Origin of the sequence: Brucella sp. IR073, from assembly GCF_049065735.1 — a bacterium.
Taxonomy (GTDB): Bacteria; Pseudomonadota; Alphaproteobacteria; order Rhizobiales; family Rhizobiaceae; genus Paramesorhizobium.
The window spans coordinates 597,542-613,187 of sequence record NZ_JBAKHD010000001.1 but is presented as its reverse complement, the minus strand read 5'-3'; the positions used below and the strand labels follow the sequence as shown (position 1 = coordinate 613,187).

The following is a 15,646-nucleotide window of genomic DNA, read 5'->3' as shown; positions in this document are numbered from 1 at the left end:
GGGACAGCGCCCCCGCTGTCTCGTCGACATCTCCTCAATTATCCTCTCTGATCGCTCACCTCGGCTCCAGCCGCCATGTGCCCAGCGCGCCGTCCTGGTATGCATCCTCCGCAACGGGAATGGTGATCGCCTCGATATTGCCCCAGCGCGCGGCGAAATCCCGATAGTGCGGCGATAGCGCATTGCCCGACTGGCCGGTGGTCTGGATATAGGTGGAATGATCGAGGTCGGCCAGGTCGAAAATGCCACGATAGCTGGTGCCGTGGGTCGCGCGGTAGGGATTGGCGTCGTCGTTCCAGTTCGAAGTGCCGCGGTCAAGCGTATAGGAGCCGCCAGACATCGGCTCGTTCACATCAAAAATCCGGTTGAGCGGGCTCACCCGCGCGAAGGGCCGGTGCGCGCCATAGGCATAATGCAGGGCGCCCCAATTCCATTTGCTGCGGTCGGCGCCGAGGCGCGTTTCGAGATCGCTCAGCGCGTCCTTGAGGGCGAGCACCAGTTCGTCGGCGCAGCTTTCCTTTTCCGGGGTTCGGCGGTCGTCGCACCAGTCGCGCGCCGGGTCGGGACCAAGCCAGCGCGGCATGGCAGTTGCCCGTGCCTTCCAGTAATCGGGGAAGGCCTCGCCCAAATCATCGGCGACAATGCGCCTTGTGGCGGCGCGAAGCCATGCCTCGAAGATGAGCGGCTCGCTGCGTGTCCTGTCCTGCCGGTAATCCCAGCGCTGGAGCGCCGTGACGGCTTCCAGGTCCACATCGCTGCGCCCCTCGATCAGCCCGAGCATGACTGGCCCGAGCGCCGCATAGGCGGGGGAATAATCGTCGCCCTGCGCTTCGCGGCTGGTTTCGAGCGTCTGCCTGGCATTGCTGTCGAGCAGCAGCGTGTCGATGCGCTCCTTCCGCCATGGCTCGTCCCAGTCGAACGTGAGGAAGGGCTTGTAATTGGAATCCACAATCTTGGTGTTGGCCGTGCTGATGCCGCCGCGCGGGGGATTATACTGGCGCGGCAATTCATTGTAGGGGATATAGCCCTTCCAGTCATAGGTGGCGTCCCAGCCGGGCACCGGCGCACGGCCCATGACCAGGTTCGCGGGATCGCGCACCGGCACACGGCCCGGCGCGATAAGCCCGATATTGCCGTCGACATCCGCCACGACCATCGACTGCATCGGCGTCACGAAATTCTGCACGACATCGAAATATTCCGTCACCGATCCGGCATGCCACAGGTCGAATCCCGTCGACATCGTCGTGTCGTCGGTGGCGAAGGCCGTCCATTGCAGCGCGGCCACGGTTCCCTCGGGGAGGTAGCGTTGAAGGCCGCGATAGCTGCCGGGAAGCACCGGCCCATGCCGCGTAGCGCGGCGTTCGAACCTCCTGTCGGCGCCGCCCTTGACCTTGATCGTTTCCGTCCGTTTGTCGAAGGGCCGGTATCCGTCCGGCGTCAAATACTCATCCGGATTTTGCGGATTGATCCGCTCTATGAAGAGGTCCTGCACATCAGGGTCCGTATTGGTGAAACCCCAGGCCACGCGGTCGTTGCGCCCGAGAAAGACCAGCGGCGCGCCGGGCAAGGTGACGCCAACGACATTGCGCGTCTCGCCGCCAGGCGTCTTCACCTGCAGATGCGCCAGATACCAAAGCGACGGGGCGGAGAATTCCAGATGCGGATCGTTGGCGAGTATCGGTTTGCCCGTCTCGGTCTTTTCGCCCGACAGCACCCAATTATTCGATGCGCCCTTGCCCATCATGGCGTCGATGGAGGCAAAACGCTGCTCTTCGGCCGCAGATGCGGCATTGATCGGCCCGCTGCCGAGGCCGAGCAGATTCCTGAGATCCGGCAAGGGCGGCGGATTGTCTGCCTTGAGCGGCGGCAAGAGGTCATCTATTTCGGCATCCGTCATCCCGAGGCGGGCGAATTTGAGCCGCTCGATCTCATGCGCCATGTTGCCGCCGAGCGAGAGCGACATCATCTTGACTGCGGCGACCACGTCTGCGGGCTGCCATGGCTCCGGCTTATGATCGAGGATGACGAATTCCGGCGGGTATTTCGAAGCGAACGGCCTGCCTGGTCCATCGATGAAGGCGTTGATGCCGTCAGCGTAAGCCTGGATCACCTCACGGTCGCTCTGCCTCAGTGCGTTCAGCGACTGGGCGGCTGCGCCATGGAGATCGAGCGTGCGCAGGAAGATATCGGTGCCAACAGTCGTTTCGCCGAATAGCTCGGAGAGCCGTCCTTGCGCCGCCATGCGCGCGACCTCCATCTGCCACAGACGCTCCTGCGCATGGACGAAGCCCAGCGCCATCGCCACATCCGGGAGCGACGCGCCCGATATATGCGGCACATCGTTGCGGTCCCGCACGATGGTCACAGGCGCGGTAAGGCCGGCCAGTTGCGCCTCGCCATCCGGCGGCGTGACGGACCTGTCGATCCAGAGAAAGAACGCTGCCGCTGCCAGTAATGCGAGGGGAAGAAGGGAGAACAGAAGCCACAAAAGAACTTTGATGATGCGACGCATTCGCCTAGTTTCCCCTTTGAGATCGTAGACTCAGGAACGATGCGAAGCATCCCACACTATTGGTTGAAGAGGAATATGGACCGTGACGACAGTTGCATTCATCGGTTTGGGAGTGATGGGATACCCGATGGCCGGCCATTTGAAGACCCGCGGCGGACATGACGTTACGGTCTATAACCGCACGGCGGCCAGGGCCGAAAAATGGGCGCAGGAATTTGGCGGCACATATGCCCCTACCCCGGCGGAAGCGGCAAAGGACAAGGATTTCGTCTTCTCATGCGTCGGCAATGATGACGATCTGCGGCAGGTGACGACAGGCGAAAACGGCGCCTTTTCCACCATGAAGCCGGGCGCTATCTTCATCGACAACACCACCGCATCGGCGGAAGTGGCTCGCGAGCTTGCGGCGAAGGCTGAGGAGCGCGGTTTCCATTTCCTCGATGCGCCCGTATCCGGCGGACAGGCGGGCGCGGAAAACGGCGCGCTGACGGTGATGGCGGGCGGCGATGAGGCGGTCTTCGAGCGCGCAAAGCCTGTTATCGGCGCTTTCTCGCGCTCCGTCGGGCTGATGGGACCGTCAGGCGCGGGGCAATTGACCAAGATGGTCAACCAGATCTGCATTGCCGGAATCGTCCAGGGACTGGCCGAAGGCATCCATTTCGGAAAGCAGGCGGGCCTCGACATCGAAAAAGTGGTGGAAATCATTTCCAAGGGGGCGGCTGGCTCCTGGCAGATGGAGAACCGGTCCCGGACGATGAATGAAGGGAAATATGATTTCGGCTTCGCCGTGGACTGGATGCGCAAGGATCTCGGCATCTGCCTCGCCGAAGCCGACCGCAACGGCGCGGCGCTCCCCCTCACCGCGCTCGTCGACCAGTTCTACAAGGACGTCCAGAAAATGGGCGGCGGTCGCTGGGACACGTCTTCCCTGCTGGCACGGCTTGAAAGATAAGCCAAGCACATCAGAAATAAGTGGACTGATATCCATGAATAAGACAAGTTTTCCACAGACTGTTACTTATGGGGAAAACTGTCTTGCTTAGATTACTATGCATCATCGCCATCTTCATGGCCCCTTCCATGGCTTTTGCGGCGAAAGACCAGAAACTCTTCAGTCTCATAGACGAGCGGCTGGCCTATATGAAGGATGTGGCTTCCTATAAGGCCGCGAGCCACCAACCGGTCGAGGATATCGCGCAGGAACAAAAGGTCATCGCGGCCTCCAAAGCCGAGGCGGACAGGATCGGCCTTGCGCCGGACTCCCTCGTTCCGCTTCTGCGCGCGCAAATCGACGCCGCCAAGGCTATCCAGTACCGCTATCGCGCCGATTGGCTATCCGTTCCGCAAGAGAATACGAAACCCATTCCGCTTCCCGCGCTGCGCGCCAGCATCGCTGAAACGGGAGACGCGATATTGACGCAGTTGCGCGCGGTGCTGATTTCACAAGGTCAAATCAAGCCGGCCCAACGTGCGCTTTTCGACAAGATAGTCAACGAGCCAATGCTTTCGGCTGCGGACAAAAAGAAGCTGTTTGAAGCGCTGCGGAAGGTTTCACTGAAAGGGCGTTGAAGCAGCCGCACCGCCGGAACGTACCGTTTCCATTTAAAAGGATACTCTAAGCAGCAGCCCGAGACCCCTTCGCCGCCCTCTTGGCCGGTCGTGTCTTCGGCTTGATCGCGGGCATCGCTTCCATGACGCGGGCGGCGGGGAAGATGGCTATGCCTTCCGTCCCCTCGCGCAGTTTCGAGTAAAGCCGGAACTCGCCGCCATGCATGGCCATGAGCGCCTGTACGATCGGCAGGCCCAGGCCCGTTCCCTGCTCCGCGCTCTTGATGGCAATGCTGCCCTGCCCGAAGGCCGACAGCACGATGGGGATTTCCTCCTTTGGGATGCCGGGGCCGTTGTCGCGGACCGAAATATATTGGCCCCCGCCCGCCGTCCATCCGACCTTGATCTGGATTTCCCCGTTCGCCGGGGTGAACTTCACAGCATTCGACAGAAGGTTGAGGACAATCTGGCGGACGGAACGAATGTCGGCCCAGAGCAGCGGCAACTCCTGCTCGAAATGCTCCGTCAGCCTGATGTTCTTCTTCTGCAGCTTGATCTGCATCAAGTGAATGCTTTCGTTCACCGCATCCACCAGACGCACGGGTTCCTCATTGAGCGTGTAGCGTCCTGCCTCGACGCGGCTCAGGTCGAGAATCTCGTTGATCAGGTTGAGCAGGTGCTGGCCGGAGGTGTGAATGTCGCGGGCATAGTCGCGATAGGTCTCGTTGCCCATCTTGCCGAGGATTTCCTTGGACATGACCTCGGAGAAGCCCAGGATGGCGTTCAGCGGCGTGCGCAGCTCATGGCTCATCGAAGCGAGAAAGCGCGACTTGGCGAGATTGGCTTCCTCCGCGCGGCGACGAGCCTCGTCGGACATGGCGTTGGCGGTCTCCAACTCCGCGATGAGCGCATCCTTTTCGCTCTGGAAGGCGAGCGTCATTCGCGCCGAGCGATTGAAATGAGTGGCGATGTAGGTGAAGAAGATCAGCGCCATGACCAGCATCACCACCATGGTGGCATGGAAAGTGGGCGGCAGGTCCCGGCCGGTGGCCAGGCTGTAGGTCACGATGGGCAAGGCGAAGGCGGCAACGGTCGCGCCGCGCAGCGCCGAGCAGATGATCGCGGTCGCGGCCATCGCAACCAGCAAAACCAGCGCCTGCGCGAAAGGGAAAAAATCGATGCCGCATGTGTTGCAGCGGATCGAGGCGAAATAGGCCCAGCCGATGCCCGTCAGCGCATGGCCGGCGAAGAAGATGTTCTTCCAATGCTCGATATTGAGCGCTTCCTGCGACGCATGGATGAATTTATACGTTGCGAGAACAAGGAAAGCGGAACAGCCGATGGTGAGAGCCAGCCAGATCACCATCTGTCTTTCCAGGCCAACCAGAAAGCCCGCAGCGGCCACCATGGCCACGAGCAGGCCGATGGGCACGGCGCTTGCCGCTACCGCCCGGGCGTATATCCGCAGGATTTCATATTCGTAATTGGCCTGTCCGGCCTTTTGGAGCAGGCGGTCGCGGGTTTTCCGCATGGCCTTCGCAAGCTCGGGGTTGCGCGGGACGCGACGGCGGTCGACGACATTCTTGTCGATAAGCGGGGATGACAGTGTCATTTCCGCAGTTTCCGCCTCATGTTCCACAGCCCAGAATCGATCACAGGCGGACAGAATATGGAGAAATGATTAAAAGAACCTCAAGCTTTACGTTAGATAAATATTCAAATACCGCAATCCAGCAGTGTAGGAACCATGTATCGGCGCATTTACCGGCGCGGCAGATGGTATTACGACCGCGAGCCTCCCAGGCGGCGGCCGTTGCGGCGTCTGCTGGACTGGTTCCTGGCAATCGCCTTCTTCGCCCTCGGCGCGCTGGTGGTGGCGCGTCTCGAAACCTCACCGCCCACGGGCGAGCCGGTTACGGGACCGGCGCGGATCATTGATGGCGATACGCTCATCATCAATGGCCAGCATATCCGCCTTGCTGGAATCGATGCGCCCGAAATGGGCCAGAGTTGCCGCCGCGGCGCCCAGGATTATGCCTGCGGCATGGAAGCACGCAACGCGCTGAAAAGCCTGATCGACGGGCGAAGCGTGCGCTGCACCGGGCGCGGCATCGACAAATATCAGCGGCTGCTCAGCGATTGCCGGATAGGGCCAGCGGACCTCAATCGCCAGATGGTCGAGGAAGGATGGGCCGTCGCTTATGGGCGCTATGCCGGAGAAGAGGAGATGGCCCGGACCATGCGGCGGGGCCTATGGGCCGGAACTTTCGAGCGTCCCCAGGACTGGCGAAAGGCGCGGCAAACGCCGGAAGCGCTTGCCGATGCGCCTTCCCCCCTCGAAACCTTCCTGCGGAAGCTCTATCTTTGGGTTAAAGGCCTTATCAAAACCACTCTGGAGCCAATGTGACCTATCAAAGCCGCTTGCGGGACGAAATCTCGCAGTGCCGCGTGTGCTTCGACGCGCCGCGCCATGGCAAGCCGCTGCCGCATGAGCCGCGCCCGGTATGCGTGATGTCGCGGACGGCGCGCATTGCGATATGCGGACAGGCGCCGGGCATCCGCGTTCACAACACCGGCGTGCCCTTCAACGATCCCTCCGGCGACCGCCTCCGGCAATGGCTGGGCGTGACGCGGGAGGAATTCTATGATCCGGCCCGCTTCGCCGTCATCCCCATGGGCTTCTGCTTTCCCGGCTATGACGCCAATGGCGGCGACCTGCCGCCACGCAGGGAATGCCGCGAGATCTGGCATGACCGCGTCTTCGCCGGCATGCCGCAGCTGAAGCTGATCATCGCCATCGGCCAATATGCGCAGGCTTATCACATGCCCGACCGGCTCCAAAAGAGCCTGACGCAAACGGTCGAGAACTGGCGCGCCTTTATCGAGACGCCCGATGAGGCCGGACGGATCGTGCTGCCCCTGCCCCATCCCTCATGGCGCAATAGCGGCTGGCTGAAACGCAATCCCTGGTTTGACCGCGAGCTCGTGCCCGAATTGCAGCGGCTTATTCGGGAATTGCCCGATAACGGAAAATAAATTCGCCTAAGCACGATATAAGTAGAAAGCCTTTCTTGGATACTCTAGCATTCATGCTGCATAAGGTATTCCATTCTTAAGCGCACGGGCTTTCGGGATCGTGCATTATGGAGAGGCGACGCCATGGACAGACTGGACCGGAAAATTCTGCGGCTTCTGCAGGAAGATGCAACACTGGCAGTTGCCGACGTCGCCAAGAAGGTCGGGCTTTCGACCACGCCCTGCTGGCGGCGCATCCAGAAGCTGGAGGAGGACGGCGTCATTAAGCGGCGCGTGGCGATCCTCGATCCGGTGCGGGTCAATGCGCGCGTGACGGTTTTCGTGGCCATCCGCACGAGCTCACATAATCATGAATGGCTGAAGCGCTTTTCGGAAGTGGTGCAGGAATTTCCTGAGGTCGTGGAATTCTATCGCATGAGCGGGGATATCGACTATCTCCTGCGCGTGGTCGTTCCCGACATCGCCGCCTACGATTCCTTTTACAAGCGCCTCATCGCCAAGATCGACATTCGCGACGTGTCGTCTTCCTTCGCGATGGAGCAGATCAAATACACGACCGAGCTGCCGCTCGACTATATGACGCTGGACAAGGAGCCCGCCTGAGGAGTTAATCGCCGCCCCGGCTTGCCGCTTCCGCCGCCATACGCTTGCGCCAGGCGGCGACGCTGAAAGGCAGGAAGGCGAGATAGGCGAGCGCCGTCAGCGCCAGCGTTTGCCATGTATAGCTCATCAGGAAGGCGACATAGAGCACGACGCCGAGAATGAGCGGCATGACAGCGTCGCGGCGGACAAGGCCCGCTGCCTTGCCATTATAAACCGGCAGGCGGCTGACCAGCAGGAAGGCGATGGCGACGGTGTAGATCGAGGCGAAATAGGCGATGGTCCGCGAGGGATCGAGCCCGAGAAAGCCGAGATAGACCGGCAGCAGCACCAGCATGGCTCCCGCCGGAGCGGGCACGCCGATGAAATAATTGCCGAGCCAGGGCGGCTGGCGCGGGTTCTCGATCATGACGTTGAACCGCGCGAGCCTGAGGCAGCAGGCGATGCAATAAAGCAGCGCCGCGATCCAGCCGAAGGCGCGCGCCTGGTCGAGCATGAAGAAATAGAGCACCAGCGCCGGGGCAACGCCGAAATTGACGATGTCGGCGAGCGAATCCATCTGGGCGCCGAATTTCGACGAGCCCTTCATCATGCGCGCAACGCGCCCGTCTATGCCGTCGAGGAAGGCTGCGACGAGCACCATAGACACCGCCATTTCGAACCGATTCTCGAAGGCGAGGCGCACGCCCGTCAGTCCCGCGCAAATGGCGAGGACGGTGATGACATTGGGGATCACCATCCGCATCGGTATCTGCGAAAGGCGCGGTCCCCTGCCCTCTTCGGCGGGACCGTTCGGCTCGAAAGGCGGAAACGGCGTTTCCATGGGCGTCAGATCGTCCGCACAAGTGCAACTGGCCGGTCGCTACCGAATTCGGCGAGAACGGTCTCGCCCGCAACCGCCGTCTGGCCGACCGCGACGCGCGGGCTCGCACCCTCAGGCAGATAGACATCGACGCGTGAGCCGAAGCGGATGAGTCCGAAACGCTCGCCTGTCGCCAGCGGCTCGTCCTCCTTGACCCAGCAGACAATGCGCCGCGCGACGAGGCCCGCAATCTGCACCGCGCCGACCTTGCCGTGTACGCTGTCAATGACTACGCCGTTGCGCTCGTTCTCCGCGCTTGCCTTGTCGAGCTCGGCATTGAGAAACTTGCCCGGGCGATAGGTGATCCGCTCGATGCGGCCTGTCACCGGCGCGCGGTTTACATGGCAGGAGAACACATTCATGAACACCGAAATGCGCAGCATCGGCTCGCTGCCAAGATCCAGTTCGCGCGGCGGAATGGCCGGGCCGACGGACGACACCTTGCCATCGGCGGGGCTGATCACCAGCCGGTCGTCCTGCGGCGTGACGCGCTCGGGGTCGCGATAGAAATAAATGCACCAGATGGTCAGCACCAGGCCGACCCAGAACAGCGGGTCCCAGAACCAGCCAAGCACGAGCGACGCCAGGAAAAACGCCGCAATGAAGGGATAGCCCTCGCGGTGAATGGGCACGAACGTGTTGCGGATGGTATCGAATAGGCTCATGGTCAATCCTCTATTTGCCCACTCCATAGTGGAGAATAGAGCGATGAGCAAACGTGATTGTGCGGGCTTGGCGCATTGGGGGGCCGAGCTATTATATGTGTTTTGCCATAAGGCGCAGATAATAACAGCTAAACGAGATGCCAGGCGATATCATTCCAGTGAGGATTTGTTCGCTCGATCAGATTGATTTTCCACTGCCGCGGCCAGCCCTTGACCGTCTTTTCACGAGAGATGGCATCGACTATCAGTTCGAACTCATCGAACCATACCAGCCGCATAACACCATAACGAGCGACAAATTTGGACCCCTGCCCTGAGCGATGCTGCAACAGACGGCCCGGCAGGTCGCTTGTCACGCCGACGTAAAGCGTCCCGTTTTTCTTCGCCAAAATATAGACATATCCCCGCCGTGCCATAAAGCGGATGTTACGCGCATATATATTCTGCGCAAGTATTTCGTACCGTAGTCGAGGCGGAGGCGCCGAGGAATGGATCCCAGTGACAAGCACTGGGATGACGGGTTGCTTGGCTGTTGGGGGGGGGCAAACTCCATCCTCGCCGCTTGGCAGAAACATACCCGATACGGGCAAAACATCTCCACCCCGTCATCCCAGTGCTTGTCACTGGGATCCATCCCTCAACGCCTCCATGACAACAACTGGCCCAAACATGGAGGACGGGACGGAGGTGTTTGCCCTCACTCCCCCGCCGGCACGCCCCTATCCAGCACTCCCAGTTCATCCTCCTGCCGCATCTGGCGCAGACGTTCTTCCGCTTCGGTGGCTTCGCGCTGGCGGTCCCACATGGAGGCGTAGAGGCCTTTTTTGTTGAGCAGCGTGCGGTGGGTGCCGCGTTCGGCGATGAGGCCGTCTTTCAGCACGATGATCTCGTCCGCGCCGATGACCGTGGAGAGGCGGTGGGCGATGACGAGCGTGGTGCGGCCCCGGCTGACGATATCGAGCGCCGACTGGATTTCCTGCTCGGTTGCCGTGTCGAGCGCCGAGGTCGCCTCGTCGAGGATCAGGATCGGCGGGGCTTTCAGGATGGTGCGGGCGATGGCGACGCGCTGTTTTTCGCCGCCGGAAAGTTTCAGCCCGCGCTCGCCGACCATGGACTGGTAACCGTCGGGCAGAAGCTTGATGAAATTGGAGATCTGCGCCAGCTCCGCAGCCCGCTCGACCTCTTCCTCGCTCGCCGTCATGCGGCCATAGCGGATATTGTAGGCGATGGTATCGTTGAAAAGCACCGTATCCTGCGGCACCATGCCGATCACTTTACGCAAGCTCTCCTGCGTTACGTCGCGGACATCCTGCCCGTCGATGGTGATCGCGCCCTCCTGAATGTCGTAGAACCGGAACAGCAGGCGCGAGATGGTGGACTTGCCTGCGCCGGAGGGGCCGACAATCGCTACTGTCTTACCCGCCGGCACTTCGAAGCTGATGCCTTTCAGGATTGGGCGGGCCGGATCGTAGGCAAAATGCACGTCGTCGAAGCGGATATTGCCCTCGGTGACTATGAGAGACTTCGCATCGGGCTTGTCCTTCACCTCCTGCTCCACATCCAGAAGGTCGAACATCTGCTCGATATCGGTCAGGCCCTGCCGCACCTCGCGATAGATGAAGCCGATGAAGTTGAGCGGCACGGACAATTGCATCAGCAGCGCGTTGATGAAAACGAAATCGCCCAGCGACTGCGTGCCGGCCATCACTTCCCGCGCCGACATAATCATGAGGATGGCCATGCCTGCGCCGAAGATCACCGCCTGGCCGAAATTGAGCCAGCCGAGCGAGGTCCATGTCCTGGTCGCGGCCTTCTCGTAGCGCGCCATGGAAGCGTCGAAGCGCTTGGCTTCCATCGCCTCATTGCCGAAATATTTGACGGTCTCGAAATTGAGAAGCGAGTCGATGGCCTTGGTGTTGGCGTCGGTGTCGGAATCGTTCATCTCGCGGCGGATGTCGATGCGCCAGTCGCTCGCCTTGATGGTGAACCAGGTGTAGAGCCAGACCGTGACGGCGACGACGAGAAGGTACCAGAAGCCATAGGCGAAGGCGAAGATGAGTGCCGTCAGCGCGAATTCCAGCACCGTGGGCAGCGTATTGAGGATCGTGAAGCGGACGATGGCCTCAATGCCCTTGGTGCCGCGCTCGATCACCCGCGACAGGCCGCCGGTGCGCCGCTCCAGATGGAAGCGCAGCGACAGTTCATGCATGTGGACGAAGGTGCGGAAGGCAAGCTGGCGGACCGCATATTGGCCGACGCTGGCAAAGAGCGCGTCACGCAGCTGGTTCAGACCCGCCTGCACGATGCGGGCGACATTATAGGCCACGACCAGCATGGTCGCGCCGATGAACAGCGTTGGGATATAGTCCGGAGCCTGGAACTTGCCGTTCAGCGCATTCGTCGCCCATTTGAAGAAATAGGGCACGAGGATCAGGATGATCTTGGCGATAACAAGATAGAATGTCGCCCAGACCACGCGCATTTTCAGGTCCGGGCGGCTATCCGGCCACATATAGGGCCAGAGATTGCGGATCGTCTGCAGCGTGTGGCCGGAATCGGCGGAAACGGTTTTCTGATTTTTCTTATTAGACATGATTTTGTGGTTTTTTCCGCTGATCAAGCATTGTTTTGACGCAAGTCCGCTGGGAAAACAGTCCCTGTTTTTCCCGGGAAAACCGCGTCACACTTTTCCTGGACTTGCTTGTAATCTGCCAGTTCGCGCAAATGAGATCGGATGGCGGCCAAGGCTTGAGGGTTCACGCTATAGCGAGATGACTGGCGCTCGGGCCGGTAATCGACAAGCCCCGCTTCGACCAGCACCTTCAGATGCTGCGACACGGTGGATTGGGCAAGATCGACGGTGGAGACGATGTCCTTGCAGCAGCAGGCATCGCGAGTAATGAGCTGGCGCAGAATGCGCAGGCGCACCCCATGGGCCAGCGCATTATAAATACGCACAGCCCGCGCATCCTCGCATTCACCGGCGGGGGATGGTTCCAGATCGTGGCGAGAGCATTCTTTCATCGTTCATCGGCGATATACGATAAAATATGCTACGGCAAGGGGTGGGAAGTAGCAAAATGTTGAATGTCGGCGGGATAGTACCTCCTACCGGGCTGGCGCGCGCGCCCTCCCTCCCCCTTGCGGGGAGGGTGGCCCGAAGGGTCGGGTGGGGGTGGTGACGTTACACCATGTTCTCCAGCAAAAGCGCAAACGTCACCACCCCCATCCGCCCGCTAACGCGGGCACCTTCCCCGCAAGGGGGAAGGAGGGTGCGAGCCCTCATCGCTTCGCCTTCAACAACCGCTCCGCCTCGTCATCCGGCAGCGGTTCGTTCGGCATGGAGAACACCTGCCCCGGCCATATCAGGTTGGGGTTTTTGATCTGGTCGGCATTGGCGAGGTAAATGGTCGTGTAGCGGATGCCGCGGCCGTAGGTGCGCTTGGAAATGGTCCAGAGGTTGTCGCCCTTGCGGATGATGACCGAACCGGCGACGCTTTCAAGCGGCTGGGCGGCTTGCGCCTGCGTTGCGGCAGCGGGCTGGTTGTCGGCGGCAGGCTGCGCGGTGCCCATCTGCGGCGCGACGGCGGAAACTTTCTCGCCCGCCTCGCGGCGGAAGGGCACGCGGGCGCTGGCGATCACGGTACCGTCCTTTTCCAGAAGGTCGGCGCGGATGATGTAATCACCCACGGCGAGCGGGTGATGCCGTTCCACCAGATAGCGCCCTGTCGGCTCGACCGGCGTCTTGCCCAGCAGCGCCTCATTTGCATAGACCGCCACCTGCTTGCCCGGCACGCCCTTGCCCGCGACGAAGACCGTGTCGCCCTCGATTTCCACCGCCTCGACGGTGATCGGGGCGGGCTTGGGCTGCTCCTGCGGCATTGCGGGAGCGGCAATGGCAGCACCCGGAGCGGGCACGGCTTCAGGCGCCTTCGCCTGCGGCGTGGTGATCATGCGGCTTGCCTGACCCGGCTCCTCGACCAGCGCCAGCACCTCGCCGTCGCTCTTTTCCGGCACGGAGACAATCGCCGTCTGCGCCGAGGTCGCGGCCTTGTTGTCGGCGCCGGTGGCACGCAGCACCAGCTGGTGGTCGCCCGGCTTCAGCGGCTTGTCGATCGCGACGGCAAAATCGCCGTTCCCGGCGGCCTTTGCCGTTCCCACCACCGTCGATCCCGCGACGATATCGACATTCGACTCCGGCGCGGCCTTGCCGGCGACGACGACCGAACCATCCGGCTCGACGCGCAGAACATCGAAGGAGGGAACCGTGACCTCCGTCTTGTTCTCTGCGGGCGGGGTGGCTTGCGGATTGGAAGCCGGCGTTTCAGGCGCGGCGGCGGGCGGGACGGATGCGGCCACCGGCTCCTGCGGCGCGGTGCCCGGCAGCATACCCCGATAACCGGCTATCCCCGCTGCAATAATTACCGCGAGGAAGCCTAACAGCGCATAAGTGGTTCTTTTCTGCATGTCCCCTGTCCCTTTTTCACTTATGATTTATCGCTTTTTCATCGGGCCGACAAGAAAATGCAGGGAATTGCACTGGTTAAATCGTAGTTGCCTTAATTTATGGGAGTAGGGGAATAAGGGAATAGGGGAGTAGGGAAAGACGCCTTACTCCCTTACTCCCCTATTCCCGTACTCCCTTAATCCCGCTTGACGCCTCCCGCTTGACCTGCCCTATTCCGCCTCATGAGCAAGATTCGATCCATATGCGTTTATTGCGGCTCGTCCACGGGCCTGAACCCACTCTATAAACAGTCCGGCCTCGCGCTGGGACGGGCGATTGCCGAGCATGGACTTTCGCTGGTCTATGGCGGGGGCACGCGCGGCATCATGGGCGCTGTCGCCGAGGGCGTCATGGCGGCGGGCGGCAAGGTGACGGGCATCATCCCGAAATTCCTGATGCGCAAGGAAGCCACGGAAGAGGCGCTCGAGCACCTCTCCGAACTCATCGTCACCGAGGATATGCACCAGCGCAAGCAGCTGATGTTCCAGCGCGCGGATGCGTTCGTCACCCTGCCCGGCGGCATCGGCACTGTAGAGGAAATCGTGGAGATGATGACCTGGGCGCAGCTTGGTCATCACAGGAAGCCGATGGTGCTCGCCAATATCGGCGGCTTCTGGCAGCCGATGATCGCCATGCTCGACCATATGCGCGCCGAGGGCTTCATCCATACCGGCCATCTCGTCAGGCCGCTGATCGTGGACAACGCGGAAGACATCATCCCCGCCATTCTCGATGCCGCGTCGCGAGGCGAGGCGGACGGTGACAAGAGCGTCATCGAAAGGATGTAAACGGTGAATAGGGAATGGTGAAATAGCGAATAGAACGCCCTATTCACCATTCACTATTTCACCATTCACCAAGGAGGCGGCATGGCGGATCAATCTCCCATTCATCAACCCGCCGCCTTCTTCCGCGAGGCCGGCATTATCTCCTTCTATGCCTTCGATGCTTCCGGCGAGCGCGTGGCTCCTAACGATGCGCGCTGGACATGGTTTCATTACGCGCTGGCCGACACGCGCGGACGCAAGGCCATCGAGGCGGAAACGGTGCCTGCGCTCGTCAAGGAGAGCCTGCTTTCGGGCTCGGACCGCTATTACATTGAATATGAGGATGGCTGGCTCTTCGGCGAAATCCCTGACATGCAGCACGAGCATTATGGTGATGGGCGTGAGCCCGGCTATTTCCGCTTCTCGTTCAGCGAGGACCGCTTCATCAGCGGGCGCAAGCATCCGCTGCAATCGGTTGACGATATCAGGCAGGCGCTCGATCAGGGTCTTCTGAAACCGCCCTCCCCGGCCCGCCTGTTCGAGCGCATTATGCGCCGCTTTCTGGAGCGGCTGCGGCTGCAGCTTTCGGAACTCGGCCAGAAGCTCGATTCCATCGAGGACCATATCGTCGACGATTCCTGGCAGGACGAAAGCGAGCGGCTGGTGCCGGTGCGCCGCCAGATCGTCGCCTCGCACCGCTATCTCTCCATTACCGCCAATCTGCTCAGGCATCTGGAACAGGCCCACCGCAAGGAATTTCCCGAGGCGCTGGCGGATATCGTGGAAAACCTCTCGCAGCGTGCGGGTGCGCTCCATCAGGAGAGCGAGCAATTGCAATTGCGGGCGCGGCTGTTGCAGGAAGAGTTGATGGCCAAGCTCGCCCACCGCTCCAACCGGCTGCTTTATGTGCTCTCGGTGATGACGGCGGTGCTGCTGCCCTCCACCGTCATTTCCGGCTTCTTCGGCATGAACACCGCCGGCGCGCCCTTCGCCGACCAGCCGCACGGTTTCTGGACGGTGGTGATCGTCGCGCTGGCGATCTCCGCGGGGGTGTTTTTAATTGTCAGGAGGATTGGGGGCGCGGGGCGGTAGCGCTCACGCCTTCCTTCCCCCTTGCGGGGAAGGTGTCTGCGGAGCAGACGGATG

At 61.1% G+C, this 15,646-nt stretch carries 15 protein-coding genes; 7 read left to right on the top strand and 8 right to left on the bottom strand.

The features are described 5' to 3' along the window. Positions 1-55: 55 nt before the first annotated feature. On the bottom strand, positions 56-2,515 hold the full coding sequence (locus ACOWVG_RS03000; RefSeq protein ID WP_420959993.1) for a penicillin acylase family protein: 2,460 nt from the start codon (positions 2,513-2,515) through the stop codon (positions 56-58). An 82-nt stretch (positions 2,516-2,597) separates the two neighbouring features. Here ACOWVG_RS03000 and ACOWVG_RS02995 point away from each other — a divergent pair, with 82 nt between their 5' ends. Beyond that, the gene (locus tag ACOWVG_RS02995) at positions 2,598-3,467 is read left to right on the top strand and encodes an NAD(P)-dependent oxidoreductase (protein ID WP_420959992.1); all 870 of its coding nucleotides are present in this window, start codon (positions 2,598-2,600) and stop codon (positions 3,465-3,467) included. Between the two features lie 83 nt (positions 3,468-3,550). Beyond that, on the top strand, positions 3,551-4,084 hold the full coding sequence (locus tag ACOWVG_RS02990; protein ID WP_420959991.1) for a chorismate mutase: 534 nt from the start codon (positions 3,551-3,553) through the stop codon (positions 4,082-4,084). A 46-nt stretch (positions 4,085-4,130) separates the two neighbouring features. Here the strand turns inward: ACOWVG_RS02990 and ACOWVG_RS02985 are convergent, their stop codons facing one another. Then, positions 4,131-5,675 (bottom strand): sensor histidine kinase, encoded by a 1,545-nt coding sequence (locus ACOWVG_RS02985; protein WP_420959990.1) that lies wholly within the window; start codon positions 5,673-5,675, stop codon positions 4,131-4,133. A gap of 135 nt (positions 5,676-5,810) precedes the next feature. Between ACOWVG_RS02985 and ACOWVG_RS02980 the strand changes: the two genes are divergently transcribed. The 3 genes from ACOWVG_RS02980 to ACOWVG_RS02970 all read left to right on the top strand — a co-directional run bounded on the left by ACOWVG_RS02980 (position 5,811) and on the right by ACOWVG_RS02970 (position 7,702). Next, positions 5,811-6,470 carry a thermonuclease family protein gene (locus tag ACOWVG_RS02980; protein ID WP_420959989.1) on the top strand — a complete coding sequence of 220 codons (660 nt, stop codon included), beginning with the start codon at positions 5,811-5,813 and terminating at the stop codon, positions 6,468-6,470. Continuing rightward, positions 6,467-7,099: a uracil-DNA glycosylase family protein gene (locus ACOWVG_RS02975; protein WP_420959988.1), complete on the top strand. Its 633-nt coding sequence runs from the start codon at positions 6,467-6,469 to the stop codon at positions 7,097-7,099. The genes ACOWVG_RS02980 and ACOWVG_RS02975 overlap by 4 nt, the downstream gene beginning before the upstream one ends. Before the next feature lie 123 nt (positions 7,100-7,222). Beyond that, positions 7,223-7,702: an Lrp/AsnC family transcriptional regulator gene (locus tag ACOWVG_RS02970; protein WP_420959987.1), complete on the top strand. Its 480-nt coding sequence runs from the start codon at positions 7,223-7,225 to the stop codon at positions 7,700-7,702. 4 nt (positions 7,703-7,706) lie between these two features. Here the strand turns inward: ACOWVG_RS02970 and pssA are convergent, their stop codons facing one another. The 6 genes from pssA to ACOWVG_RS02940 all read right to left on the bottom strand — a co-directional run bounded on the left by pssA (position 7,707) and on the right by ACOWVG_RS02940 (position 13,693). Continuing rightward, a complete protein-coding gene (gene pssA, locus ACOWVG_RS02965) occupies positions 7,707-8,522 on the bottom strand; it encodes a CDP-diacylglycerol--serine O-phosphatidyltransferase (RefSeq protein ID WP_420959986.1) in 816 nt (271 codons plus the stop codon). A 5-nt stretch (positions 8,523-8,527) separates the two neighbouring features. Then, positions 8,528-9,226 (bottom strand): phosphatidylserine decarboxylase, encoded by a 699-nt coding sequence (locus ACOWVG_RS02960; RefSeq protein WP_420959985.1) that lies wholly within the window; start codon positions 9,224-9,226, stop codon positions 8,528-8,530. A 128-nt stretch (positions 9,227-9,354) separates the two neighbouring features. After that, the gene (locus tag ACOWVG_RS02955) at positions 9,355-9,642 is read right to left on the bottom strand and encodes a GIY-YIG nuclease family protein (protein WP_420959984.1); all 288 of its coding nucleotides are present in this window, start codon (positions 9,640-9,642) and stop codon (positions 9,355-9,357) included. A 281-nt stretch (positions 9,643-9,923) separates the two neighbouring features. Next, positions 9,924-11,819, bottom strand: a complete 1,896-nt coding sequence (locus tag ACOWVG_RS02950; RefSeq protein WP_420959983.1) for an ABCB family ABC transporter ATP-binding protein/permease — start codon at positions 11,817-11,819, stop codon at positions 9,924-9,926. Positions 11,820-11,842: 23 nt separating this feature from the next. After that, positions 11,843-12,184: an ArsR/SmtB family transcription factor gene (locus ACOWVG_RS02945; RefSeq protein WP_420959982.1), complete on the bottom strand. Its 342-nt coding sequence runs from the start codon at positions 12,182-12,184 to the stop codon at positions 11,843-11,845. A gap of 324 nt (positions 12,185-12,508) precedes the next feature. Beyond that, complete coding sequence (locus ACOWVG_RS02940; RefSeq protein WP_420959981.1) at positions 12,509-13,693, bottom strand: Ig-like domain-containing protein; 1,185 nt, start codon at positions 13,691-13,693, stop codon at positions 12,509-12,511. 222 nt (positions 13,694-13,915) lie between these two features. On the opposite strand from ACOWVG_RS02940, the gene ACOWVG_RS02935 reads away from it, so the two are divergent. Next, entirely contained in the window at positions 13,916-14,521 is a 606-nt protein-coding gene (locus ACOWVG_RS02935; protein ID WP_420959980.1) for a TIGR00730 family Rossman fold protein, read from the top strand. 81 nt (positions 14,522-14,602) lie between these two features. After that, on the top strand, positions 14,603-15,592 hold the full coding sequence (locus tag ACOWVG_RS02930; RefSeq protein ID WP_420959979.1) for a CorA family divalent cation transporter: 990 nt from the start codon (positions 14,603-14,605) through the stop codon (positions 15,590-15,592). Positions 15,593-15,646: the final 54 nt, after the last annotated feature.